This window comes from Algibacter sp., from assembly GCF_049667265.1.
Taxonomy (GTDB): Bacteria; Bacteroidota; Bacteroidia; order Flavobacteriales; family Flavobacteriaceae; genus Algibacter_B.
Map to the genome: position 1 here is coordinate 1 of NZ_JBATHX010000006.1, position 26,360 is coordinate 26,360.

General features: G+C 31.6%; 20 protein-coding genes and 1 pseudogene. 7 read left to right on the forward strand and 14 right to left on the reverse strand.

Annotated elements, in window-relative coordinates; all coding sequences use genetic code 11:
* The 5 genes and pseudogenes from WBN21_RS00130 to WBN21_RS00150 all read right to left on the reverse strand — a co-directional run.
* Positions 1 to 2,467 (reverse strand): annotated as a pseudogene (locus WBN21_RS00130) (gliding motility protein); the annotation flags it as partial.
* A 119-nt stretch (positions 2,468 to 2,586) separates the two neighbouring features.
* Positions 2,587 to 7,518, reverse strand: a complete 4,932-nt coding sequence (locus WBN21_RS00135; RefSeq protein ID WP_424197291.1) for a choice-of-anchor L domain-containing protein — start codon at positions 7,516 to 7,518, stop codon at positions 2,587 to 2,589.
* A 241-nt stretch (positions 7,519 to 7,759) separates the two neighbouring features.
* A complete protein-coding gene (locus tag WBN21_RS00140; protein WP_424197292.1) occupies positions 7,760 to 10,477 on the reverse strand; it encodes a T9SS type B sorting domain-containing protein in 2,718 nt (905 codons plus the stop codon).
* A 28-nt stretch (positions 10,478 to 10,505) separates the two neighbouring features.
* A complete protein-coding gene (locus WBN21_RS00145; RefSeq protein ID WP_424197293.1) occupies positions 10,506 to 11,330 on the reverse strand; it encodes an ABC transporter permease in 825 nt (274 codons plus the stop codon).
* A gap of 5 nt (positions 11,331 to 11,335) precedes the next feature.
* Positions 11,336 to 12,238, reverse strand: a complete 903-nt coding sequence (locus WBN21_RS00150; protein ID WP_424197294.1) for an ABC transporter ATP-binding protein — start codon at positions 12,236 to 12,238, stop codon at positions 11,336 to 11,338.
* A gap of 126 nt (positions 12,239 to 12,364) precedes the next feature.
* On the opposite strand from WBN21_RS00150, the gene WBN21_RS00155 reads away from it, so the two are divergent.
* Positions 12,365 to 13,432 (forward strand): hypothetical protein, encoded by a 1,068-nt coding sequence (locus tag WBN21_RS00155; RefSeq protein WP_424197295.1) that lies wholly within the window; start codon positions 12,365 to 12,367, stop codon positions 13,430 to 13,432.
* A 2-nt stretch (positions 13,433 to 13,434) separates the two neighbouring features.
* Here WBN21_RS00155 and WBN21_RS00160 read toward each other — a convergent pair whose 3' ends face one another.
* The 6 genes from WBN21_RS00160 to WBN21_RS00185 all read right to left on the reverse strand — a co-directional run bounded on the left by WBN21_RS00160 (position 13,435) and on the right by WBN21_RS00185 (position 19,101).
* Positions 13,435 to 13,947 (reverse strand): IS1096 element passenger TnpR family protein, encoded by a 513-nt coding sequence (locus WBN21_RS00160; protein WP_424197296.1) that lies wholly within the window; start codon positions 13,945 to 13,947, stop codon positions 13,435 to 13,437.
* A gap of 39 nt (positions 13,948 to 13,986) precedes the next feature.
* Positions 13,987 to 15,000, reverse strand: a complete 1,014-nt coding sequence (locus WBN21_RS00165) for a COX15/CtaA family protein (protein WP_424197297.1) — start codon at positions 14,998 to 15,000, stop codon at positions 13,987 to 13,989.
* Position 15,001: 1 nt separating this feature from the next.
* Positions 15,002 to 15,454: a GNAT family N-acetyltransferase gene (locus WBN21_RS00170; RefSeq protein ID WP_424197298.1), complete on the reverse strand. Its 453-nt coding sequence runs from the start codon at positions 15,452 to 15,454 to the stop codon at positions 15,002 to 15,004.
* Entirely contained in the window at positions 15,451 to 16,875 is a 1,425-nt protein-coding gene (locus tag WBN21_RS00175) for a CCA tRNA nucleotidyltransferase (RefSeq protein WP_424197299.1), read from the reverse strand. The genes WBN21_RS00170 and WBN21_RS00175 overlap by 4 nt, the downstream gene beginning before the upstream one ends.
* 135 nt (positions 16,876 to 17,010) lie before the next feature.
* Positions 17,011 to 18,132: a glycosyltransferase family 4 protein gene (locus WBN21_RS00180; RefSeq protein ID WP_424197300.1), complete on the reverse strand. Its 1,122-nt coding sequence runs from the start codon at positions 18,130 to 18,132 to the stop codon at positions 17,011 to 17,013.
* Entirely contained in the window at positions 18,133 to 19,101 is a 969-nt protein-coding gene (locus WBN21_RS00185; RefSeq protein WP_424197301.1) for a glycosyltransferase family 2 protein, read from the reverse strand.
* 120 nt (positions 19,102 to 19,221) lie between these two features.
* Here WBN21_RS00185 and WBN21_RS00190 point away from each other — a divergent pair, with 120 nt between their 5' ends.
* Positions 19,222 to 20,253, forward strand: coding sequence for a glycosyltransferase family 4 protein (locus tag WBN21_RS00190; protein WP_424197302.1), 1,032 nt, complete (start codon positions 19,222 to 19,224; stop codon positions 20,251 to 20,253).
* Between the two features lie 11 nt (positions 20,254 to 20,264).
* Entirely contained in the window at positions 20,265 to 21,035 is a 771-nt protein-coding gene (locus tag WBN21_RS00195) for a Kdo domain containing protein (protein WP_424197303.1), read from the forward strand.
* Here the strand turns inward: WBN21_RS00195 and WBN21_RS00200 are convergent.
* The 3 genes from WBN21_RS00200 to WBN21_RS00210 form a co-directional block, all read right to left on the reverse strand.
* On the reverse strand, positions 21,024 to 21,779 hold the full coding sequence (locus WBN21_RS00200; RefSeq protein ID WP_424197304.1) for a glycosyltransferase family 2 protein: 756 nt from the start codon (positions 21,777 to 21,779) through the stop codon (positions 21,024 to 21,026). The genes WBN21_RS00195 and WBN21_RS00200 overlap by 12 nt on opposite strands.
* 66 nt (positions 21,780 to 21,845) lie before the next feature.
* Entirely contained in the window at positions 21,846 to 22,895 is a 1,050-nt protein-coding gene (locus tag WBN21_RS00205) for a glycosyltransferase family 9 protein (protein WP_424197305.1), read from the reverse strand.
* A gap of 86 nt (positions 22,896 to 22,981) precedes the next feature.
* Positions 22,982 to 23,797: a 2,3,4,5-tetrahydropyridine-2,6-dicarboxylate N-succinyltransferase gene (locus tag WBN21_RS00210; RefSeq protein ID WP_424197306.1), complete on the reverse strand. Its 816-nt coding sequence runs from the start codon at positions 23,795 to 23,797 to the stop codon at positions 22,982 to 22,984.
* Between the two features lie 325 nt (positions 23,798 to 24,122).
* On the opposite strand from WBN21_RS00210, the gene WBN21_RS00215 reads away from it, so the two are divergent.
* The 4 genes from WBN21_RS00215 to WBN21_RS00230 all read left to right on the forward strand — a co-directional run bounded on the left by WBN21_RS00215 (position 24,123) and on the right by WBN21_RS00230 (position 26,199).
* Positions 24,123 to 24,434, forward strand: a complete 312-nt coding sequence (locus WBN21_RS00215) for a hypothetical protein (protein WP_424197307.1) — start codon at positions 24,123 to 24,125, stop codon at positions 24,432 to 24,434.
* A 202-nt stretch (positions 24,435 to 24,636) separates the two neighbouring features.
* Complete coding sequence (gene ruvX / locus WBN21_RS00220) at positions 24,637 to 25,047, forward strand: Holliday junction resolvase RuvX (RefSeq protein ID WP_424197308.1); 411 nt, start codon at positions 24,637 to 24,639, stop codon at positions 25,045 to 25,047.
* Positions 25,048 to 25,134: 87 nt separating this feature from the next.
* Positions 25,135 to 25,725 (forward strand): peptide deformylase, encoded by a 591-nt coding sequence (gene def / locus WBN21_RS00225; RefSeq protein WP_424197309.1) that lies wholly within the window; start codon positions 25,135 to 25,137, stop codon positions 25,723 to 25,725.
* 54 nt (positions 25,726 to 25,779) lie between these two features.
* Positions 25,780 to 26,199 (forward strand): DUF5606 domain-containing protein, encoded by a 420-nt coding sequence (locus WBN21_RS00230; RefSeq protein WP_424197310.1) that lies wholly within the window; start codon positions 25,780 to 25,782, stop codon positions 26,197 to 26,199.
* Positions 26,200 to 26,360: the final 161 nt, after the last annotated feature.

The following is a 26,360-nucleotide window of genomic DNA, read 5'->3' on the forward strand; positions in this document are numbered from 1 at the left end:
TACCATCATTATCGGTATCAATCGGTAAAGTTGACATATTAAAAATATCATCTAATCCATTTAAGTCTGTATCAATTCCAGAAAGTGTCACTAATGTACCTTGGTTTTCAACAAAATCGGGAATGCCATCATTATCACTATCTAAATCGAAAGCATCTTTAATGCCATCCAAATCATGGTCATTTTTAAAACAAGTAAGCGATATGTTTCCTGTAATACTTGAATCTGTTGTTGTGTTTTCAAGATGATGTATGAATGAAAACCCATCAACTTGATTTGCGAAAAACTCATAAGGGCCTGTTCCTGTTGGCGTAGGATTTATTTTAAAATGTATTTCGGACCCTGAAATTATAGTTACACCTGTTTCAAAAATACCATCGAAATTAGAATCGATTAGTATCCGATCATCAGGATCAACAAGTGTAATATTTTTATTTACTGGTAGTACTTTTGCAATAAAGAATTCACCATCAACACTAGTGTGTGTTACCGACAGATCTTCTAAAAACTTAATATTAACGGGTTCTGTAAATGATAATGCATATGTGTTATCGCCATTAGTAGTTGCAGGTATGTTACTTATTATATTTCCTTCGCCAGTTAGGCTTATTGTGCTAGTGCCGGTAGTAGAACGATTTATAATGATGTTATCTGTTGCCAAAGTTGAATTAATTGTTCCATCTTGAAACCTCAGAATTGGAGGCCTTGTGTCTGATAGATCCATAACCACATCACCTCTGGATTCTGTACAGTTTAAAATACCATCATTATCATTGTCAATGTCAATATTATCAATAATACCATCATTATCCCTATCATCTGGGCAAACACTTATAGGTATTTCAATAGATTCTAATTCTTCACCAGTACATGTTATAATCCCAATTAGTTTATATTTTCCAGGTTGAGTAGGAGTGATGTCTGAAGTGGTTAACAATAAATCAATAAATCCAGCCCCTGAGCCATCATCAAAAAGCCATTTAAAACTATCAAAATTTTGTGTATTTGCAGCCTCTAAAGTGATATTTGGAATACAGTTTCCTAAGGTAGCAAATTGTGCATCGAAATTGATTTCTGGGGCTGAAGGGAAGCCAGAATAAAAACTACCAGAAGTTGCGGCACCATTGTAATTGAAATAGGCACAATACAATTCATCATCACTTTGAACGGTTATATTTCCGTTAAGTCCTTTTACTTTATAAGTAATATAATCTGGTTTTCCATCAACAGGACTAGGAGTAACTCCAATAGGATTTCCATTTATAGTTACTGTTGCTCCAACCTTTGTTACAACAGTAATACCACCTGAATAATTGGTACTACCAATATTGTTTATATTGGCAATATTATCTAGATTTCCACGTGTTTCGCAACTTAAAGGGGGTACAAAAAACAGCCCTTGATTGGCTTCGCTTGGGGTGCCACTATTTCCAAGACCGCCAACCCCTTGATATGCAAAAACAGGTTGAGATGTTTCAACATACATATTCCCGTTTGAATTGAATTCGTTGCCTTCAATTACAAAATAATCGCCAGCATTTATAGTTGTAATTGGAGCATTTCCATTTACGCTAATTGTAGTATTATCAGAATGTGCAACAATCAAAACATTTTCCCAAGCATTATCGCCATCACCTCTTACAAAAATATACTCTGTTCCAATTTTAGATACACCAACAATCTGATCGATACCATAATCTCTACCACCACCAGTACCAAAACTACCATTTGTTGAACCACAATTAACAACAATGGGTTTGTCTGATTCAACTAAACAACCAATTAATCCATCCTGATTTACTGTAGCATCTAAACAATTTGTTGCTATGGTATAACTTTCACCTTCGTTTAAAATAGTATTTACAGGTGTTGTTCCGGTGTAATTTTTTATAATTAAACCTGCTGGAAGATTACTAAAGTTAACTTTTGTATTGTCTTCAGTAGCCATTACCGAAACAAAATTTAAGTAATTATCTTGAGGGTTTCCATTAGTATAACTCCCAACTCTGAAGGAAGTATCAAGTGCAGAAATGCCTTTACTAACTAAAGCTCCAGCTTGTGCACCGCCCCCAGCATTCATTCTTACTGAAACATAAATGGGAGCTTCGGCTTCAATAATAAACCCTCTGTCATTCGTTACAACGCTTGATTCAGTTGATGGTATAAATAGTTGGCCATTACCTGTCCCTATTGTAATTTCCTGAGGTGTTGCATTTGAAACAGTACCAGTAATGTAGTTTGCTACAGGTTGCCCTACTGGAATAATAGTATATGAAATATTAGAATTGCTAGGAGTTGATAAATAAATATATTGGTCTTCTGCATTAGCATTTCCAAATGAAGAGCTTGTTAATGGTGGAATAAAATGCTTTTTACTTAATTGTGAATACCCTTTAAAACTTAATCCTATAAATAGAATAAATAATATAAATTTTATAGCATGTTTTTTAGCTATTATATAAAACATAAGGGAAAACTTAATTAAAATCGAAATACTAAAATATGCTATTTAAGTATTATAAGACTTATAAAATACCCTAAGGTTTAAAATTTAAGTTAAAATGCATTTTTAAGTGTGAAACACGTTTACCTTTTCAATGTGAAATGACCTTTAATGTTGAATGATTCTCCATTTTGAACAATTTCTGCCGAAAACCAATAATCATCAGAAGGCATATTATTACCATTATACGTACCATCCCAACCTAAAGAATTATGAGGAAGCATTTTTATTAATTTACCATGTCTGGTATAAATATAAACAACAGTTCCTGGTAATTGGTCTGCACCTACAATATGCCAAGTGTCGTAAGCATTATCATTGTTGGGTGTTACAAACTTAGGAATATCAAATACAAAAACAACTTTAGAAACATCCATGCAACCATTTAAATCTCTAACCGTTACAAGGTGTTCACCAAAGGAAACATTATTAAAAACATTTGATGTTTGTGGTTCTCCTCCATCTAGAATAAAAACATAATCTCCAATTCTTGAATTGTCTATTTCAACTGTTATACTATTTGGGTCGGCAAAATCGACGGTTTGAGTGATTGTTATTTCAGCTTCGTCCGATGGGATAACATCAAAATTATGTGTGTATGAACAATCATCTCCTATTACATTTGGTCTAGTAACCGTTACAGAATAGCTACCTGCATTTGCTGGGTTTACTGTTATTTGTGAAGATGTTGCTCCTGTAGACCATAAATATCTATCACCAGAAACACCAGTATCTGCAACAATTATGACTGGTTCATTATTACATAATGGTACAATGTCATTTATTGGAATAATTGGTAATGGGTTAACCCTTAAATTAAATTGAGTAAAACTAAAACATCGTGTAGCGTTGTTTTCAAGTCTTGTGTAAATAGTTTCATTATCTATAGCTGTATAATTAATAGGTAATGCATCAATTTTGTTTTCGGAATTATCTAAACTTGTATAGTGTGTAATAGTATAATTAGAAGGGTTTAAACCACCTAAAATAATACTATTATTTGCTGTTAAATCGAAATTTTGTTCACCATCATAATCATCATCACATTCAACTAAGTCTGGAGGTGTATTTGCTATTGGGTTTTCATTTATTTGTAATATGAATGAAGTTACTATTGGGCAATTTGTAGTATTGTCTGAAACTCTAACAAATATTTCATGACTACTTGCTGTATAATTGAATGTGCTATTTAAGGGTGACCCATTATTATCTGCATCAACTTGATTATCATGGTAAGAAATATTTACGACCGAAGTATCATTAGTAACCATTGTGTCAATTTGAGATAAATCATAAGTATTCGTATCATTATCACAAATTGGAATGGTGCCTATGGTATTTATGGTAGGAGGTAAATTCACAAAAAGATCGATAGGAATTATACTAAAGCAACCAGTTAAGTTATTTGCAACCTTTATATAAACGGTGCTTGTCGTAGAGGTGAAATTTGTGGGGTCAACAATCTCATTTGAATTGTCAGCACCATCGTCAGGATTTATATCAGTAATATCTTCAAAATAATTTATTGAAAGATTGCTTTTCACACGATCTAAAACTTCAAAATCCGCAGTTTGGGTGTCAATATTATAAAATGTTAAATCAAACGTGGCTATACCATCAGATGCTTCAGCACATTCGGTTAATGAAGGAGATCCAACAAGAACATCTGGAGCAGCAACTATATTTATTCCAAGTTCTTCAACTACGAAACAAAAGGAAGCACTACTTTCAATTCTAATATAAATACTTTGTGGGTTGCTAACATTCGTGTAGTTTGCTGGCAAAGGACTATCATTATCTATAGCATTCTGAGGCGTTAAATGAAAAGTAATATTTAAAGTGTCAGGAGAAGTAGCTTGAATTTCATTGGCTTTTGCAGTCAAATTAAATTCATTCATACCATCATTACTTGCATCATCACACACTAAAAAATCTATTATAGGATCGTAAATAGGATCTGGAGCCACTTGAATTTCTATGGAACCTGTGCTGAAGCATGTACCAATTTCTGCTGAGATATTTTCAACTCTTACATATATTGTTTTGGAGTCCGAGTTATATGCCACAGTCTTATCAATAGCATTTCCTAAATTACCATTAATGGCATCAATTTCATCTTCAAAATAATAAACTTCTTTACCAGATTGGCCGTTTAAAACATCTTCATCAGTTTCAATTAACACAAAATCTGCAAAGCTATCTCCGTCATCTTCACAAACTTGAAAAAGAATATCAGTAGGAATAATAGGCAAGGTATTTATAATAGCTTCAAAAGAAACAATGGTATAGCAACCTGTGCCGCTAATAGCGTCTTCAATTCTAATATAAATGGTTTGGGTATTTGTATTGTATGCACTTCTATCTGCAACAGGAATGGCATTTGCTGTAACATTATTATTAGCATCATCAAATGAAGTAAACGCATCAAAATTTAAACCTGTTCGGGTAGCTACCGCTTCATCTATTTTATCCTCAATATTAATTATTGAAAACCCATCTTGATCATTATCACAAATAATTTCATCTGATGGTTCAGTACTTGAAGGTGCAGTTAGTACTTCAATTTGAAAGGGGTTAACTGTAGAACAGCCAGAGTTTATATTCTCGAGGCGTGCATAAATAGTTTCAATAGAATTTGTATTATTATAGAAAGGGGGTAACTGGTTTGCGGTATTATTACTAATAGCATCTGCATTATTATCATAATAAGTGACTGTAAAATCAGTATTTCCACCTGTTATGGTATCATCTAATGATTGTAAATCTATGCTTGCAATGCCATCATCATCATCATCACAATAAGGTATTGTTATATTTCCGAATAGTAGGATGGGGTTAACTAATAAAGTTATTTCAGTTGTTTCCATACAACCTCCACCTTCTATCTTCACATATAAAACCTGTGGGCTTATTGCTGCATATGGCGTTGTTTTATCTAATGCATTGACGTCGTTATCTCTATCAACCTCTTCTTCATAAAACGTAACAGTTATAGTTTCTGGTAAATCGTTGGCAATAAAAATTTCGATGGTATTCAAGTCAAATTCTAAGGTATCCGAACTATCATCATTAGTGTCGCAAAGTGCAAAATCGCCAGTATCTGTACCTGTTAATAATAAGTTGGTATGAATTTCAAAAGGAACGATAGTTGCACAACCCGTTGAATCATCTTCTATTCTTAAATATATAGTTGCAGAGCCAGGTTCAACTACTGCATTGGTATATTGATAGTTGGTTTCGTCTGCTATAGCATTAGTGTTCATTTCAGCATCACCAAATGAAGCATGAAATGTTGTGGAAACGCCTGTTAATCCATTTAAAATAGCAGCAATTACCTCTGTTAAATCAAAAGTAGCTTCACCATCTAAATCTCTGTCACAGGCATCAATATATTGGGTATCATGGTTGACAAGTGGACTAACGGTTATTTCTATATTTAATTCTGTAGTGGTTAAACATCCGGTTGTAGTATCTACAACTCTAACATAAACTAACTCGTTTGGCGTATTGGTGTTGATATATGGTGTTGGAATTGGGTTATCGCCAGTACTAGCATCTAAAGAGTTATAATGATAAGTAACAAATAAGTTGGGTTGTCCAGCTGTAATTTCATCATCTTTAACAGTTAAATCAATAATGGCATAACCGTCGGGAGAATTATCTCCGTCACAAACTTGTAGCGTGGTAGGAACCACAATATTTGGAAGCGGATGTACTATGAGATTAAAAGTTGTAAAAGAAAAGCAACTGCTATCTGAATCTTGAACTCTTACATAAATAGGTTGTGGGTTTAGTGTATTAACAATTGGGGTTGTAATTGGATTAATGTTTAAACGTGCCTCACTATCTGAGTAATGGTAACTAAATGTATAATTAACAAATGGGGCATTGGCAATGACTTCACTATCTTTTGTGGAGAGGTCAAATATTTCAGTTTCATCACCACTTGAATCATCACATTTTCCATAATCTGTTATAGGATCCATTGGTTCTTCAGTATTAAGAACGACAATAATTTCATCTTCTTCAATACAATTTGAACCATCAACTGGAACCGAAGCTTCAACACGATAAGTACCATCTTGCACCGCAGTATACGTTGGGCCAATGGCACCACTTATTAAAACATCATTTAAATACCACGCATAAGAAACAAGTGGGTTTTCTAAGTCGGCATCAAGGGTTGCTAAACTTGCACAAGTTGAAATATCTTCTCCTAAATCTAAAATTCTAAAACTATCACCTTCGATAAATACTGCTGAATCAAAAGTACCATCCGTTTGATCTGCAATAATTAATTTAATATGGTATGTTACATTTGGTAGTATGGTGCCAGAGGCCGTTAAAACAGTTGTTCGACCATTATAGTTGGTATCACCTAAATTATAACCTTGAAAATATTCATCGTTTTGAGCTGGACAAACACCAAAAATTTCATCGTGTATAGTATTTGTATTTACAGGAATTGTTGTGCTTGGAATTAATGCTATATTCTGATAAGGATCAGCCGTACCGGCTTCTTTAATAAGAAAAACAAAACCATCGGAAAATTGGCATGGATTAATGCCGAAGTATTCTTCGGAGGCTAATAAATAATTAAACTGAAATTGATTTGATATAGATGAAAAATCAAACTCTATGGATGTGGCATTTACAGTATTTGTGATTCCTAAGGCGGTTTCTAAATCTGGGTCTGTACCCCAAGTATTCGAACCTTCACTAAGCGTTGGGGTTCTTGGAGCGTTACCACCAGAAGCTGCACCACCAGTAGATAACATGATGCCATTTTCAAAAGGAAAACTTGAACTTCCTCTTTCAAAATAGGCATAACTAGGAAAACCACTTGACGCACCATTAACCGACGAGCTAATGTTAGTTAAATTAACACAGCCATTAACTAAATTATTTTCAATTAAGGATTGCAAATCAACTGTATCATCCACAGTAATTTGCTGAGAAAATACAAAGTTACTATTGAAAAACAGTAAAAGTAATATGACGTAAATAAATCTCATAACTTGTAGGTACTTTCTAGTTTGTTCACAATATGGCCAAGAATTACAATTAGTAGGGGCTAATTATCTCGGAAAAATAGATATTTTTTAGATGAAACGCAAAAAAAATCGGATAAAACGCATTTTAATCGATGTTTTACATGTTTTTCAATTAATTAAAGCAAAATGATTTTAAAAAACGCTTCCATCTTCTAGTTTTACTGAAAACCAAATACGAATGCTATTTCATTTTTTCAAAACTTTAATATTTAAGTGAAAAATGATTTTTATAAATTCTGCCATCTTCTAATACTACTGAAAACCAATAATCATCAGCAGGTAAAACTTTGCCATTTAAGGTGCCATTCCATCCTGGTTCGGTTGGTAAAATTTGTTTTAATAATTTTCCATATCTGTCGTAAATATGAATTTTTGAGTTAGGTTGAAATTGTTCAGAAACACCCAAAACTTGCCAAGAATCATTCACACCATCATTATTAGGAGTAAAAAATTTAGGAAACCCAATTACGGAAACTTGCATATCATTTACGCCACAATTATTCTTAATATCTTTTACTATAACCGTATAAATTCCTGGATAAACGTTTTCAAAAAAGTTACTGGCTTGAAACGGAATTATAATATTCTCGTCTTTATCAATCAAACTAAACTGATAAGTACCTTCACCTGTTACAAAAGTGGTTATGGTATTATTTTGAGTAACATCCTTTACATCAAATGCAGGTGTTTGGAACGTGGCAATATTAGAAGCCTCAATAATAATTGTTCTATTTTTTGAACACCCAAAAACATTTGTTACAGTAACAGTATAGGTTCCAACTACATTTATATTTGTTTGATAATTTGTATCGCCATTGCTCCAAGAATATGTGTAATTACTTGGTGAATCATTTATAAGTCCAGCGTCTATAGTCAAAGTATTTGGAAACTCGTTTAAACAATAATATTCAAAACCTTCATTTTCAATATTTGGTAATTCATTAACAGTAAGTAATATATCGCTAATTCCGAAACAGTTATTTGCATTTTCTACGCGAGCATAAATGGTTTGAGAATAAGGCGTGGTATTGGTGTAATTAATGTCTAAATTATTTGTTTCCAATAGGGCATCATTATAAGTTTCATAATAGGCCAAATCAAGATCCGTAGGTAAACCATCTAAAATAATAGCATCTGCATCGCTTAAATTAAAACTATGAATTCCGTCTTCTGTGCCATCATCATCACATTGGTTTAATTCGGCATTATTAGCATCAGTAATACTTGCTTCTAAAGTTAATTCGGAAAAATTACTGCAACCAGTAATATCGTTTATAACTTCTACAAAAATGGTTTGTGGGTTTGTGGAGTTGACAAATATATCGCCATCAACCTCATAAACTCGAGCAGCATCAATATAGAATTTTGTTGATCTGTCTGGAATACTTCCAGTTAAAGCATCATTGACTTCATTAAGGTTAAAAAGGGTTATACCATCTGGAGTGCCATCTTCATCACATTGTAAAATAGTGTGATTGAAAGCTTCCGGGTTTGGTGTGAAATTCACAAAAGCTTGGCCTTCCAAAATACAATCGCCGGTATTTGGTTCAATAATTACCTCATAATGACCTGCATTAAATATTTCTAAATAAAAATTGGTTTCTGTTAAAGGTGCGCCATCAAAGGACCAGTAATATGTTGCACCTGGAATATTATCGGCTACCAAAGTATAAGAACCACCATCACAAATATCTAGATTTATGGAACTTTCACCATTTTTAATAATGTCTATTTCAGTATTGAAAAATGACGCTATAAAAGGAGGAAGCCCTTGTGATGAACTAAACGGAGACAAGCCGACAGCGTTATGATTATAATTACAGCCAGCACCAATTACATTTGGATTTTCAATAGCACCTAAAAAGGGTATTCCTTGAGTATAGGTTGCACTTAATGCTCTATAAATTTTTCCGTTTGGTCCAAGTTGCAAACCGCCTCTATACAATTGTCTGTCATCAACAGTATATGCGGAGCCTGCAATATCTGCATCCGAAAGGTTGTATTGTATTAATTTAGAATTGTGATTAGAAAGGATTTCGTTATTGGTTGTATTACTAAAATCGAAAAAATCATTGGATGCATGAACGTATAATAAATTGCTATTAGGTGAAAATTCGAGTCCGTAAGGCACCGAAGCTGAGCCACTAATAAATAATGATTGTTGGTTGCTAGCTTTTCCAGTAGCAACATCAAAATCATAAATATATAAACCGTCGCTGGTATTTGCACAGCCCATTTTTGTGCCATCAGGAGACAGCTTTAAATAACCCCTTACATCGTTAATGTTAATTGTAAAAGTTGATGTAATTGATGAGGTGTTTACCCCTGTATCGGTTACCTCAAAAGCATGAAACGTGTTGTAAGGATCACTTAGTCCATCTTCAGAAGCAAAAGCTAAAACCCAAATAGATTCCGTTACACAATCTTTAAGAACGGCTGAAATTTTCTCAGTACAATCTTGTAATAAATTGATGTTTTTGGAAGTTACAGCACCCAATCCGCCATCAAGAGTCATATCAATTTCAGAATAGTTTAAACCAAAATGTGCTTCACTATTGCTATGATTATCTACAGTAAAAACGTAATAAATATTTGGGTCATTTGGTTTTGGAACAATAATAGCCGATTGTGTGCTCGATGGGTCACCAAATAAATTATTGCCATTGGTCATTACATTGTGGTCTTTATTCCAAATTGTGATACCGTCAGAATATAAAAGCAAATCGCCAAACTCATCAGAAATAGAGGAGCATCCTTCAAAAGTATTTATTTGGCCATCACTAAGCGAAGTAACGGTATTATCAGTTAAGTCGAATTTTATGCCACTATTATACCCGAAATACCAGGTAGAGGCTTCATTTTGTGATTGGAAAACTAGACCAACCAGGCAAAAAATTACGAATAATACAGTCTTTTTCATTTTTCAGTAGCAATAGCTACCAAAGATATTATAAATCTCTCTTTTTTAATAATCTAAACGATAAAAAGATGAATAGGGCTGTCCAACATAAAACGATTCCAATTTCATACCAATGTACCGCGTAATCATAGGCTAATTCAGCTTTATCAGGAAATTTAGAAATGGCAATTCGCTGGAAAGGCTGATCTATTAATTTGTACATAGATTTTAACGGAAAGAAATTTTGAATTTTTCCCGAAAAAGTCACGTCTGATTGCCATGAAATTAATCCAAATAAAATCCATTCAACTATGAACAGAATAAATAAGAAGGCAAGTGCAAATGCTGATCGTTTTACCAACATACCAAAAAACAGACATAAACTAAAGAAGCCAATTAATTTTACAAAATATGCGAGTAAAAACTCAACACCTCTAAAAATTAATGCAGGTTCTGTATAGCTAGAATAATATAAACCAATGCATAAAGAAATTAAGCCAATAAGAACTGTCGAAACTAATGAGAAAAATACAATGGTATAAAATTTTGAAAGGATAAATTCCTTTTTACTTAAACCATCAATAAGGTTCTGTTTAATGGTTTTGTTGCTATATTCATTTCCAATCATGCTCACTACTACAATGGCAAAAAAGAATTTGAATTGTGACGCGAAAAACGTAGTTAAATGCCAAATAATTGGAAAATTAAAAACACCCAATTCACCTAGTTCTAAAGTGAAAAACCCAAAAACATTAATCTTTAATGATGAAAGTAGTATCACAAAAAAAGGTAATACAAAAGATGTAAATATGAGTATTTTACTAGTTCTATTAAGTAATAGCTTTTGTAATTCTAAATTTAAAAGTCGTAGCATTCTTGTTAGTTTTGGTTGTTGTCAGTCAATTGTAAAAACTGTTCTTCTAAACTTTCCTTTCTTTGTACAAGGTGTGTTAGGATAATACCTTGCTCAAAAAGAAACTTATTAAAATCTTCAGAACGCATAGGTTCACTTAAAAAAGCTGTCACTAAATTATCTTTAACTTTTATGGTTCCAAACGATTTGTGATTTTCTAACACGTTTACTAATTCTGTTTGCTTGTTGGATTTCAACTCGAAAAAACCATGACTAGAAATCATTTCATCTACACGACCAGAATATAATTTCACACCTTTTCGAAGTACCACTACATGTGTGCATACTTTTTCGACTTCATCCAGTAAATGCGATGCCAATAAAATGGTGGTTCCTTTGGCCGCAATTTGTTTTATTATTTCTCTAATTTGATGAATACCTTGAGGGTCTAGTCCATTTGTAGGTTCATCTAGAATTAATATTTCAGGATTGTTTAATAGTGCAGAAGCAATGGCTAAACGCTGTTTCATCCCTAATGAATAGGTGCTGAATTTGCTGTTTTTACGGTCTAGCAAACCAACAAGTTCTAGTTTCTCATCAATTTTGCTAAAATCGACGCCCTTTATTTTACAAACTAATTTTAAGTTTTGAGTCGCCGTCATGTAAGGATAAAAATTAGGACGCTCTATTATAGCACCTACTTTTTTTAAGGCATCGTGGGTTGAAGTGTTTCCATCAAACCAATAAAAATTACCTTCCGTTTTATTTACTACGTTTAGTACGATTCCTAAAGTTGTTGATTTTCCACTTCCGTTAGGACCCAAAATACCATAAACGTTGCCTTTGTTAATAGTAAATGATAAATCTTTTACCGCCGTTAAATACCCAAATTTTTTGGTGAGGTTGTTAATTGTAAGTATGGATTCCAAACTATTATGGTTTTTTTGCCAACTGAATATGCAAGCAATGGTTAGTTATTAAAGTAAGACGAATGTCTTTAATTTTTGTTACAAGCATAAAGATAAAAACGTTAAATTTGAATAAGTTAAAAATTTATGCAAGATCTAAAAATATCAAAAAAGAAGCCTTCTTTTCCTATAACGTCTAAGTTAAGCGATTATCTTTCGGATTATAATAGAAATGTTAAAATTCCAATTTTTTATGATGATTTATTACGTTTTCAAGGTTCTATTGTTGTTTACGATAAAGATGATAACGATACACTATGGATCCGGGTTTACTATAACGAATTTGAAAGAGAAGAAATAGAATCTGCTTTAAAAAAAGTGTATACTATTTTTCATTCTGATGGGAATGATAATATATTACCTTTTTTAAGTGTTGATGCGATTGACTTTTGCACTTTCGGAAATTCAAAACCATTTAGAATCAAAATAAGAAATATTTTAAATGATAATTCTACATATTTCTATGTTAAAACTGCAGATGCTTCACGTATTTATGGTTTAGAATTAGAACATATGTTATCGCCTTATAATTTGAATTTTTTAGTTCATGACAATACATTAATAGAAGAACATATTGTGGGCATTCCTGGCGATGAGTTTATAAAAAATATGTTGCCTAATTGTAGCAAATCTGAAAAATCCCAAATCGCTAAAGAGTTTGTAAAATTTAACGAGCGCTGTATGATACGCATGTTAGGGGATATGAGATCTTACAACTATGTGATTGTGCCAACACATGATTTTGATAAAGTTGTTTACAAAATAAGGGCCATTGATTTTGACCAACAATCTTACGAGGGTAAGTTTAATATTTATAGACCGCAATTCTTCAAGGAGAATTATGAAATGGTTCAGTTAGTTGCTAATAGCATTCAAAAATTGTCTATTGATCAATATAAAACTGAAGAGCGTTCTATTATGGTGAAACGACTTAAGAGTTCTCATATTAGAATTGGAAGGTTATTAAGTTGTATTGAATCTGATGTAATATCAACCAAAGAATACATAAATCAATTAAAAATGACCATTTTTGATTACACCCATGATGTTAATTTTAAAAAGAGTAAAAGTATGGGCGAGATTCTTAAATACTCATTAGAGTTTATAAAACGGAATTATGAAAATGTAAACTTAGAGAATTTAAAGCGTTATTGATTTTAATTCCAGTTTTCGTTGAAGTCTAAATCTTCATAATCATCTACATCAATGCCGTCATCAAATTCGTTGTAGTCGTCATCTTCTTCTGCTTCAAATATTTTTTCTGGAGCATTATCAGGAACTTGACCTTGAACAAACATTAAGTTAGGGTAATCATGACCTTCTGTTTCTTCAACAATTTCTGCTAACTCCACATAAAAAGTCCACATACTCATAAAATCATAAACATATATTAGTTTGGTTTGTGCTTCATGTACAACCCCATCTAATGTAGTTTCGTTCATTAAACGTGCAGAATTATCATCACTTAAATCAAATAATGATATTTCTTCACCTTGTTCCCAAACATCATTACTTAAGTAAAATGACGCCATTTCGGTACCATCAAACCCAAAAGATTGTGTGATGATGTTATGTAAATCCTCGAGTGTATCAGTTTCACGAATTTCTACATCGCGAAAGATATCTTCTTCGGTGTCATTATCTAATATAATTCTAAATCTGTAAATCATGAATGGAAAATTATGCTACAAAGGTAGCTTTTTTTTAAATTATTTTGAAAATCTATGAAGTGTAAATGTCATGGCACTCAATAAGAAAAATGCGCCTATTTGATGCGCTACACCCAGCCAAAGAGGCACTTGTAATATAAGTGTGAAAACGCCCAAAACAAACTGAACTAAAACCAAAATTATTAACCAATTAACACCTTGTTTTTGGTTTGTATCGAGTGTTAAAAGTTTTGTTTTTTTCCAAATTAGATAAACAGAAAGTACAACTAAAAAGGCCAAAATACGATGTACAAATTGTATCCCGCTAGGGTTTTCTATCAAGTTTTTATAAAAAGGTTCTAAAACATAAACAGTATGATGCATAAACTTTCCATCATTCATAAGCGGCCAATGGTTATGAACTAAACCAGCTTTTAATCCTGCTATAAAAGCACCATAAATAATTTGAATGATTAAAATAATGAAGCTTATAATAATAAGATTTCGAAAGGGTTTATTTACAGGCTTATGATTAGGGTACAACAAATCTAAAGCCACCCAAAGCGTTGCTGAAAAAGTAATAAAAGCAGTAGTTAAATGAGCCGCAAGCCTATAATGACTTACATCTGGCATATCAACTAATCCGCTTTTTACCATATACCAACCTAAAAAACCTTGAAAGGCACCTAAACCTAGAAGTACAAGACATTTTTTGATAGTGCTTTTAGTGAGTTGTTTTTTAATTAAAAAGTAGATAAATGGAATTATAAAGACTAAGCCTATTGAGCGCCCAATAACACGATGTAACCATTCCCAAAAATAAATGTTTTTAAAATCTTCAAGTGTAAAATGAGTATGATATTGTTGGTATTCAGGATGCTGTTTATAAAACTCAAAAGCTTCTTGCCATTCTTGGTCGCCAATAGGAGGAATGGTTCCTGTAATTAATCTGTAGTTCGACATAGATAGTCCAGAATCAGTTAGTCTTGTAATACCTCCAACTACCACCATTATAAAAATTAAAATGCAACCAGTAAGAAGCCAGTAAATCACTTTTTTATTCTCCTTTTTCATATTAGATAAGTTCTTTTTTAAAACATAGACTGTTCTCTATGTTTTCGTATTGTCCATAGTTTGGAATAACTTTAAAATTCATTTTTTTGTAGAAAGAAACTGCTTCCTTTTGTCTTTTACCAGTTTCTAAAACACAGCTTTTAAACATTAATTCTTTTGACCATTTTTCAAGTTCCTGCAAAACCATGGAAGCAACACCCTTTCCTCGAAATTCTGGTTTTGTAAACATGCGTTTCACTTCGGTTGATGATGCATTAAAAGCTTTTATGGCGCCACATGCTAATGGAATTTCATTGTCATAGGCAACCACTACATGCTTTAAAACATCAATATTATTGTACTGATTATAAAAAGCATGCTCATCACCATCCATGATTTTTAAATAATCATTTAATGATTGAACAAGGCTTACGAAATCAAGGTTTTCCGAATTTGTTCTAACAATTTTAATCATGATTCAGAGTTTATTGTAAGTCCTAATGCTTTGCCTTTTTTCAACATTAATTGATAAGCTGCATCATATTCATTTGGAATATCGCCTTCCAGAATAGCTTCTTTTATGGTTTCTTTTATAATACCAATTTCACGAGATGGTTTTAAGTTAAAAGCTTTCATTATTTCTTCGCCAGAGACAGGTGGTTGGAAATTCCGAACGTGATCGCGCGCTTCAACTTCAATAATTTTTTCGCGAACAATTTTAAAATTATTATGGTATTTGCTGAATTTATTGGGGTTTTTGGTGGTTATATCTGCTTCACATAGGGTCATTAAATCTTCAACATAATCACCAGCATCAAAAACTAAACGACGCACGGCCGAATCTGTAGCAATATCATCAGCCAGAACAATAGGACGGGAACTCATAAATACCATTTTTTGAACAAATTTCATCTTATCATTCAATGGCATTTTTAGTCTTTTAAATAATCTATAAACCATTTTAGAGCCTTCAAATTCATGCCCATGAAAGGTCCATCCTACTTTTTTACTAAATTTTTTAGTTGGTGCTTTTCCAAGATCATGGAGAAGGGCTGCCCAACGTAACCACAGGTCGTTTGTGTTTTTTGAAATGTTATCAACCACCTCGAGCGTGTGATAGAAATTATCTTTATGGGTTTGCCCTTCAACTTCGTCAATGCCTTTTAAAGCCGTCAATTCAGGTAAAATATATTGTAATAATCCTGTTTTTTCTAATAATAAAAATCCTTTTGAAGGTATTTTACTTTCAATAATTTTATGGAGTTCGGTTACAATCCGCTCGTTTGTAATTATTTTAATTCTATCGCAATTGGTTGAAATCGCTTCAAGAGATTTGGCTTCAATTGTAAAATCTAACTGCGTTGCAAACCTAATGGCTCTAAGCATTCTTAAAGGATCGTCGCTAAAAGTAATATCTGGATTTAATGGGGTTTTTATAATTTTGTTTTTCAAATCGGCAACACCATCAAAAGGATCTAATAAATCTCCAAAATTATCGGCGTTTAAGCTTAATGCCAAGGCGTTAATGGTAAAATCTCTTCGGTTTTGGTCGTCTTCTAAACTGCCATTTTCAACAGATGGATTCCTGCTATCTTCTGTATAAGATTCTTTTCTTGCACCAACAAATTCAATTTCAATATCATCAAACCTTAACATGGCTGTTCCGTAGGTTTTAAAAACTTGAACTTTTGGATTAGTAGGAAGATTTTTTGCAACTTGTTTTGCAAGTTTAATACCGTCGCCAATAGCAACAATATCAATATCCTTAGCGTCACCACGTTTTAAAATAAAATCGCGAACAAAGCCACCAATAACAAAAGCGTCTAATTGCAATTCTTTGGCAGATTGGGATATAATTTTAAAAACAGGGTTTTTTAAAGACTCTTTGTAATTCAATTTGCTTTCTTTTTATTTTGCAAATTTACGACATAGACTAAACCTTTTATAATCTCATCGCTTATTTCTTTATACGATTTTGGAGTTGTTGCACCACTATTATTGGTCGTGGTAAAAACGAGTGTTTTATTTATTTTACTTGTTTTTTTGCTTTTCTATAATAGACTTATAAACCTTATAAGTTTTACTTGCCATAACTTCTGAAGAAAAACCGTTAATTATTTGATTATGAGATTTTTCTATAAATGAATTACGTAATTCTTTATTAGCGTTTAGTGCAACCAAATGATTCGATAAATCTTTATAATCATTAACCTCAGATAAAAAACCGTTGTAACCATTTTTAATAATTTCAGGAATTCCTCCTGGATTGGTAGATATTACAGGTACTTTAAAATAAAATGCTTCATTTATTACCTGGGGTAATCCTTCAGATTGTGAGGTTAACATAAATATGTCAAATTGAGGAATAAAGTTAGATGCATTATTAATAAAGCCAGTTAAGCTGACATATTCTTCTAAATTGTATTCTTTTATTTTGTCTAAATATATTTGAGTTTTTTTTGTGAAATCCCCAATTTGAATAAAATGAAATTGTTTCAGTTTTTTTGTGTTAACAATATCATTAATTACATTAATAAAAGTCAGTAAGTTTTTTGCCCGAATATGGTTTCCAATATTACCAACAATAACCTTGTCTGGAGAAATATTAAATTTTTCTCTAAGCTGAAAATCGGTTTGGGTTGTTTTATTACTAAACCTAATACCATTATAAATGGTCGTGATTTTACTAGTATCTTCTATTCTTTTTGAAGTAACTTCAGCTACAGCTTTTGATACGCAAATATATTTTTCAATCTTTTTATAATTGTATTTAAATAAGGTTGATTTTCTGTTTTTTATTTCGAATGATGTTTTTTTGCTAAAAATAAAAGGAGGTAGTTTTTTACTAATTCTATCTGCAATTACCGATAAAGTTAAAGCCGTAGGGTCATGAATATGAATGGTGTCAATTTTTTTAGAACGGCAAACTCGTATCAATTTAAAAATGAATCTAGGATCTATTTTTATACCAAGTGTTGCAGGGATACAATTGTAATTAGCTTCAATTAATCGCTTATGAAAAACGGAGTCTTTTACACAAAAAATATATTGTTTTACATTCAAATTTGATTTTTCAAGTTCGTAGTATAAATTTTCAATATGATTTTCGCCACCACCCCAATTGGTTACGCCAGATACGTGTAAAATAGTCATTTATTTTTCTAATATTTTTTGTGAATGTTTTAGAGATTTGCTTAAAGAAGCACCTTGAAATAATAACAGATTTACAAAAGTAAATGATTTTGGTTTTATTAAAGATTTAAACAAGTACTTGATGGTCAAGAATGTTTTAAGAATTAAATAGTGAGCATACGATGAATTCTTTTTTAGCACATATAATAAAGAAAGTTTTAACTCTTTTTTAATTTTTATATTTGAACCCGTACTTTTTCCTCTAAAGTGAATGTATTGTGCTTCGGGCATTAAGTAACAATCTGGTTGTTCTTTTAATTTACTTATTCTATAAGCCAAGTCAGTTTCTTCGTAATACAAAAATATATTAGTATCAAAGCCTCCAACCGAATTAAAAGCATTGGCATCTACAAATAAAAACGAGCCAGGAATGCATTCTACTTTAATAGGTGTTTCGTATATTTTATTTCTTTTAGGATACCTTTTAGGATTAAGTTTTTCGAGTATTTTTCGGCCAAATAATTCGCGTCTTAATGTTAAAAAATGATCGAAAGATTTTAATACATTGTTATCCTCATCAAACCCTTGTGGCGCACAAAGCGCAACCCTTTTGTTTTTTTGTAAAAACTCTAGTAATATAGATAAACAGTCGTTTTTTATTAAAGTGTCATTATTTACAAAGGCATAGTATTTAGCGTTTGCAAACTGAATACCAAGCATGTTCCCGCCTCCAAATCCGGTATTAATTCGGCTTCTAAAAAGGGTTAAATGGTCCATTTTTGGAAGTCCTTTTTCTAGCTTTTTATAGTCTTCATATTCAGAAGCATTATCTATAATAACGATTTGCCAATTAAGTGTATCCGAAGTATTTTCAATAAGGGACTTAACAGCGTTAATGGTAAAATTTGAGGAGTTATAATTTATTAAAATTACAGCTATTTGATACATGCTTATGGTTAGTTTGCTAACAAAAGTAGGAAAGATTTCCATATATATAGTTGGTAGCAAGTTTATTTTATCTAATTCTTATACTGATTTCATACATTTGCAATATCTCAAAAAGAGCATAAGTTAATTGTAATTTATGAAGTAAAAATAGGAAGCACCTATATGTCTAGAACCAAAGAGAAAAACTTAAAAGAAAATCTTTATTTTATAATGTTCCATAAATGGAAATATCTTTGGGCTATATTTTGTTCTAAATTTTATTCGGTTTCAGCTTCAAAATCAATAGAAAAGTTGGTTTATGTTGCTAGAGAAAAAGATAAAGAGTGGATTTTTGGAGCTAAAGTAAGACGACTATCAAAATATTCTTCTTTAAATGCGGAGACTTATTTTCATGATAAATTGCGCAACCTACCAAAGGCAGATGGCTATTTTTATATCTACCAAAATTATTTTTGTCGTTGCATTAGAAGTACTCCAAGTGTTTTGAGAAAAAAAAATGTGGTGATGTTTACACACCCTAATTGGTCTAAAAAGTACTCTAAAACGCATGTGGTTTGGTGTCTTAATAAGGCCGATGTTATTATTTGTTTAAATTCTGAAATAAAAACAACTTTAATAGAAATAGGGGTAAAACCCAATTTGCTTAAAGTTTTGCACATAGGAACATCATCTACGTTTTTCTATAATCACAACAGGTCTCATGGCGTCGTGGGTTTTTGTTCAAGTTTTCATGTGCGTAAGAATCCGGATTTAATGTTAGATATTGTTAAAAATTTACCTGAACGAACGTTTTATTTAATAGGAAGAAATTGGGAACTTTATGAAAAATTTGATGAACTATTAAGTTTGCCAAATTTCAAATATTATAATGATGTAGCTTACGAGTCTTATCCAGATTTATATAATGAAATTGATGTTTTCGTTTCACCTTCATTATTAGAAGGCGGTCCCGTTCCAATATTAGAAGCAATGATGTCTAATTGTGTTCCTGTAGCTTCGAAAACAGGGTATTGCACAGATTTAATTAAACATGGTGAAAACGGCTTTTTGTTTGAAGTAGATGCGACCTATGCAGAAGTAATTCCTTTAATAGAAAAAGCTTATGCGTTAAAAGCTAATATTAGAGAAACCGTTTTACCATATACTTGGGAAAATTGTTCTAAAACTATAGATGGTTATTTTTTAAACTCATAATTCGTTATTTTTTGAATAAAAAGAAACAAATACAAAAGGAATTTAGCAATCAAGTTGATAAACTAGATGATTTTATTTTAAATTTTGATACCAAAGGAACGCCTTTTGGAAATCAAGATAGAAACTCTCTAAAATTGTTCAAGCTTGGTGATAAAACATTAAATGTAAAATCGTTTAGAATTCCGAATTTAATTAACCAAGTCGCCTATAAGTTTTTCAGAAAAAGTAAGGCGCAACGTTCTTTTGAATATGCAAATAAACTCATAGAATTAAACATAGGCACACCACAACCTGTTGCCTATTATGAGTTTACTACGCCTTTTTTATTCAAGAAAAGTTATTATATAAGTGCCCAAATTAATGACGATTTAACGTATAGAGAGTTAACCACAGATTTTAATTTACCCAACTACGAATCTATATTAAGAGCCTTCACAAGATTTACTTTCAATTTACATGAAAAGGGCATTCATTTTTTAGATCACTCGCCAGGAAATACATTAATTGAATTAAATAATGGTGATTATAAATTTTATTTAGTTGATTTAAATAGAATGGAATTTAAACCCCTAGATTTTGAAACACGGATTAAAAACTTTGCTCGTTTAACCATTCATAAATCTATGATTGAGATTATGAGTGATGAATATGCGAAATGTTCAGGTGAGGATTATAAAAAGGTGTTTAATTTAATGTGGCATGAAACGGAAGCATTTCAAGAAAAATTCCATCGAAAAAAACGTTTAAAAAAGAAGTTGAAGTTTTGGAAATCAGCTAGATAGTTTTTTTAGTTCTTTATATCTGTAATAAACTCCGTAAGCACTCAGGTAACAGATGATTAACCCTTCTTTACCATCTAAAATACCGAGTCTAAAAAAGTAGTTCACAATAAATTTATATAAAGGCCTAAAGTAAAACTGAAAGATGTTACTTTTTTTGCCTTTCTGATGAAGTTCTAAAGCTTTTAACTTGGCATATTGTTCCATTTTAGATTTGTAATGTTCGGCACTATCAAAACAATAATGAAGCATATTATGCTTTAAAATTTTACTATTACCATCTATTTTTGGCAGTTCATGAACTATTTTATCTTCAATGTATTTAACCTTTCCATTTTTAAAAAGTCGATAGGTTGTATCCGATTGAAACCCACTAAAACGTATCCTTTTTTTCTTAAAAAAGTATAAGCGTTTAACCATAAAACCAGCAATGTTTTTTGATGTGTTAACGGTTTCTAATATTTCTTCTTTTAACTTGGGTGTAATTCTTTCGTCTGAATCAATAAATAAAATCCAATCATGCGAAGCCTGCTCAATGGCAAAGTTTCTTTGGTCTGCAAAATTTTTAAATTCACGTTGTATCGTTTTTACATCCTTAAAAGCAGAAAGTTTGGTAAGCGTTCCATCAGTACTAAAAGCGTCAATAACAATAATTTCGTCAGCAAAACTTATATTATTTATTACCTCGTCTATATGATTTACTTCGTTGTAAGTAATCATTAAAGCCGATATCTTTTTAGATGCCATCAAATTAAAAACGTTTAAAAAGTAAAAATAATCCTTTTAGGTGCATTTATGTTAATTAAGCTCATTTTAAAGTGTTTTTAAAAACGCCTTAAGTTTATGTTCTATTAATTCGGGAGAGAACTTGTTGTAAAGCGATAATGCTTCTTTTTTAAGTTCCTTTTCTGGTTTTGAAAATAGTTCAGGCTTAAAGTCTTTTAAATGAACACTCATATTGTCTTCATCTTCAAAAAGACTCCAAGTGGCTTTATCAATCCATGGAGAAAATATAGTAAATGTTTTTATATTCAATGCTTTAGCCATATTAACGGCTCCACCTTCATTTCCAATTAAAGCATTGCAATGATGCGTAATTGCTAAGAATTCTCTTAGGCTTTTTCCAAAAACATGAAATGAAATATGATTTTGAGTTTCGGCTAAACATAAATCATAGATAGCTTTGGCATCGGGTGCTTGTTTTGGTATATAGTTAAACAAGATTTGTCCTTTTGTTTCTTTTACAATTAAATCTATAACCTTAGCCATATAAGGGAACGGATAGGTTTTATTTTCTCCGCTACCTAAAACACTTATCATATAAATGGGCTTATTGAAATCTACATGATGGTTTTTTAAAAATTGTTTGCTAGTAGCAATTTCTTCTTCTGTTAAATATATTTTTGGCTTAATTGAAGTTGTTTCAATACCTAAAGGACGTAATAACTGCAACCTATTAACAATGGCAAGTTCAGATTTTTTATCTGTAATTTTTTGTCTTTTTATATTATGATGATAAAAAGGTGTTGAATAAAATTTATGATACGAAATGCGTTTTTTTGCCTTAGAAAAAACACTTATAATATTGCTTGAAAGTTTTGAATAAACATCAATTACAACATCATAATTGTTTTGTTTAACTTTTCTAGCAAGTCCAAATAAAGCTTTCTTACTAAGCTCTTCATTTTTAGTAAAAAAAACAAAGTTGTTTATAAACGGATTGTTCTCAACAACAGGGTAGGTGTGTTGGTTAATTAAATAATCTAATTGTGCTTCAGGAAATTTATGGTGAAGTGCTTCAAACAATATGCTGCTGGTGAGCACATCTCCAATCATTTTTTGTTGTATTATTAAAATTTTCATCCTAGCATCAAATTACAAACAAAAAAATCCAAATTCCAATTTTATACGCATTGGAATTTGGATTTTAGTTTTTGGAGCTTTAAAATTTATACGGCAACACTATGCTCACGAAGCGCATCGTTAAGTGAAGTTTTCTTATTGGTACTTTCTTTACGCTTTCCAATAATTAAAGCACAAGGGACATTGTAGCTTCCTGATGGAAATTCTTTAGCATAACTTCCAGGAATAACCACAGAACGTGCAGGCACAATACCTTTATATTCTTTAGGTTCCTTGCCAGTTACATCAATAATTTTAGTACTCATGGTTAAAACGACTCCAGCGCCTAAAACAGCTTCGGTTTCAACACGAACACCTTCAACAACTATACAACGGCTCCCAATAAAAGCATTGTCTTCAATAATTACTGGTGCAGCTTGTAAAGGCTCTAAAACACCACCAATTCCAACACCACCAGATAAATGTACGTTTTTACCAATTTGAGCACAACTACCAACCGTAGCCCAAGTATCAACCATAGTGCCTTCATCAACATAAGCACCAATATTTACATAACTTGGCATCAATATAGTACCAGGTGAAATATATGCCCCATGACGAGCAACGGCATTAGGTACTACTCGAATGCCGCGTTCGGCATAGTTTCTTTTTAATGGAATTTTATCGTGGTATTCAAAAATACCAGCTTCCAAGGTTACCATTTTTTGAATTGGGAAATATAATACAACTGCTTTTTTTATCCATTCGTTAACTTGCCATCCGCCAGTTATAGGTTCTGCAACTCTTAATTCTCCTTTGTCTAATAAATCTATTACGTTTCTTATTGCATTGGTGGTAGTTTCTTCTTTTAAAAGACCTCTATTATCCCAAGCTTTCTCTATGATTTGTTGTAGTTCAGTCATTGATTTTAAATTTTTGGTAAATATAGTGGCTATCATTCAAAAAGGCATTGAAATAGCCATAATAATAACTCGATTTCTATAAGAATTATTCATTTTTTAAACCGTTTTTAAAGGTTAGAAATGAGCATTTAATCTTTTTATCTATGCTAACTCACGTTAAAGTGTAAATCGAGGTGTTTTTTGTCGATAAAACTAGACATTTCAACCGTTTGTCGAAAAAAAAAGTCGTTTCCCTTATTAACGAAAATACAAGGCGTATAACTAATTTATTGCTGGCGACATCAGTTCTAGATATATATTTGAACCATCAAACAATGATAAACAGATGAAAACAAATTTTTACATACTATTAATTTTATTACTTACTTTCTCTTTCGGGAATGCTCAAAGCACTTCTCAAGTAGTAGAGATTGAAACCAATAAAACTATTTCTGTTTCTAACGAAGATGAAATAGCTCCTGCATTTGCAGAAGTTAATACTGTAAAAGAAAATGATTCATTGTTAATTGATGCTTCTCAATTTAACGAAACGATTGCACGTAGTTCTAGTGATATTAGAATTTACTTAAACCGTAAAAGAAAAGTAAGTAACATCAATTTAGTATTTAAAGAAATTAATAAAGCTACTAAAGCTTAAAAGATAATGTTCAAGTATTAATAAATTAAGGTTAATTATTATTAAAGGCCGTCCGGAAGGATGGCCTTTCTTGTTTTAATTAAAAAAGATTAAGTGAATCGTGTATTTCTAGGATCCTATTCAAATGGTCATTCCGATGAAATAGGGTAACTAAGTAAAAGAATTTATTGAATACTTTACTATTTTTGCAAAAAAAAGAAACATGGCAAGAATTCTAGCGATTGATTATGGTACAAAAAGAACGGGTATAGCAGTAACCGACGAGTTACAAATTATTGCATCTGGACTTACCACGGTTGCTACTAAAGAATTAATTGTTTTTTTAAAAGACTATACAACTAATGAAAAAGTTGAATTGTTCTTAATTGGCGAGCCTAAACAGATGGATAATACAGCTTCAGAGAGCGAAGTACATATTATTAAATTTATTACCAAGCTAGGAAAGCTAATACCTAGCATACCTATAAAGCGTGTTGACGAACGCTTTACATCAAAAATGGCATTTCAAACCATGATTGATAGTGGGTTAAAAAAAACTCAAAGAAAAAATAAAGCACTTGTAGACGAAATTAGTGCCACGCTTATTTTACAAAGTTATTTATATTCAAAATAATAGAAATTCAAACAACGATAAAATTTTGTTAAATACAATACATAAAATATAAGTATTGTATTTTTGTAAAGATTAATAAAAAACATAATGATTTTACCCATTGTAGCCTACGGAGACCCAGTTTTAAAAAAGAAAGCAAAAGATATTACTAAAGATTATTCGAATTTCGATTCGCTTTTAGAAAATATGTTTGAGACCATGTATAATGCTTTTGGTGTTGGTCTTGCGGCACCTCAAATAGGATTACCAGTTCGATTATTTTTGGTTGATACCACGCCATTTGCTGAGGATGAAGATTTAAGTCAAGTGGAGCAAAAAGCTTTAAACGGCTTTAAACGTGTATTTATAAATGCAAAAATAGTTAAAGAAGAAGGGGATGAGTGGGCTTTTAACGAAGGTTGTTTAAGTATTCCTGACGTGAGAGAAGATGTGTTCAGAAAACCAAAGATTACCATTGAGTATCTGGATGAAAATTTTGATGAACAAAAAGAATCGTTTGATGGTTTAATAGCTAGAGTGATTCAGCACGAATATGACCATATTGAAGGAATTTTGTTTACAGATAAGCTATCTAGTTTAAAAAAGCGTTTAATAAAAGGAAGGCTTACAAATATATCTAAAGGAAAAATTACTGTTGATTACAGAATGCGTTTTCCTGATCAAAAAAAGAGACGATAATATTTGCAAGACATCAATAAACAATTCATCTTTGCGCTTTTCAAAAAATAATTTATGAGTTTAGAAAAAGTAATTTCAATTTCAGGAAAACCAGGTTTATACAAATTAATAACGCAAACTCGTGGAGGTTTTGTTGCAGAATCATTAATTGATAAAAAACGAATTTCTGTTAATGTTCAAAATAACGTTAGCGTACTTAGTGAAATTGCTATCTATACCTTAACGGAAGAAATCCCTTTACGTCAAGTTTTTGAAAATATCAAAAAGAAAGAAAACGGCAAACCAACATCTGTTAAAGCCAAAGACAGTAAAGATAAGTTAGAAGAATATTTCTTTGAGGTTTTACCTGATTATGATGAAGATAGAGTGTATGCAAGCGATATTAAAAAAGTCATCCAATGGTATAATTTATTGCAAGAACATAAAATGTTGGATGGATTAACGGAAGAAAAAATTACAGACGAAGAAGAATAAATATCTACATATATAAATTAAAACCTCCCATTGTGGAGGTTTTTTTTATGCTTTTAATCTCATATTATTTTTGTTAATTTAGTAGCTTGGTTTTGACAAAGTATTTATAGCCTTTTATTATTTTTAAAAAATGAAATTAAAAAAAAGTAAAATTAAGAACA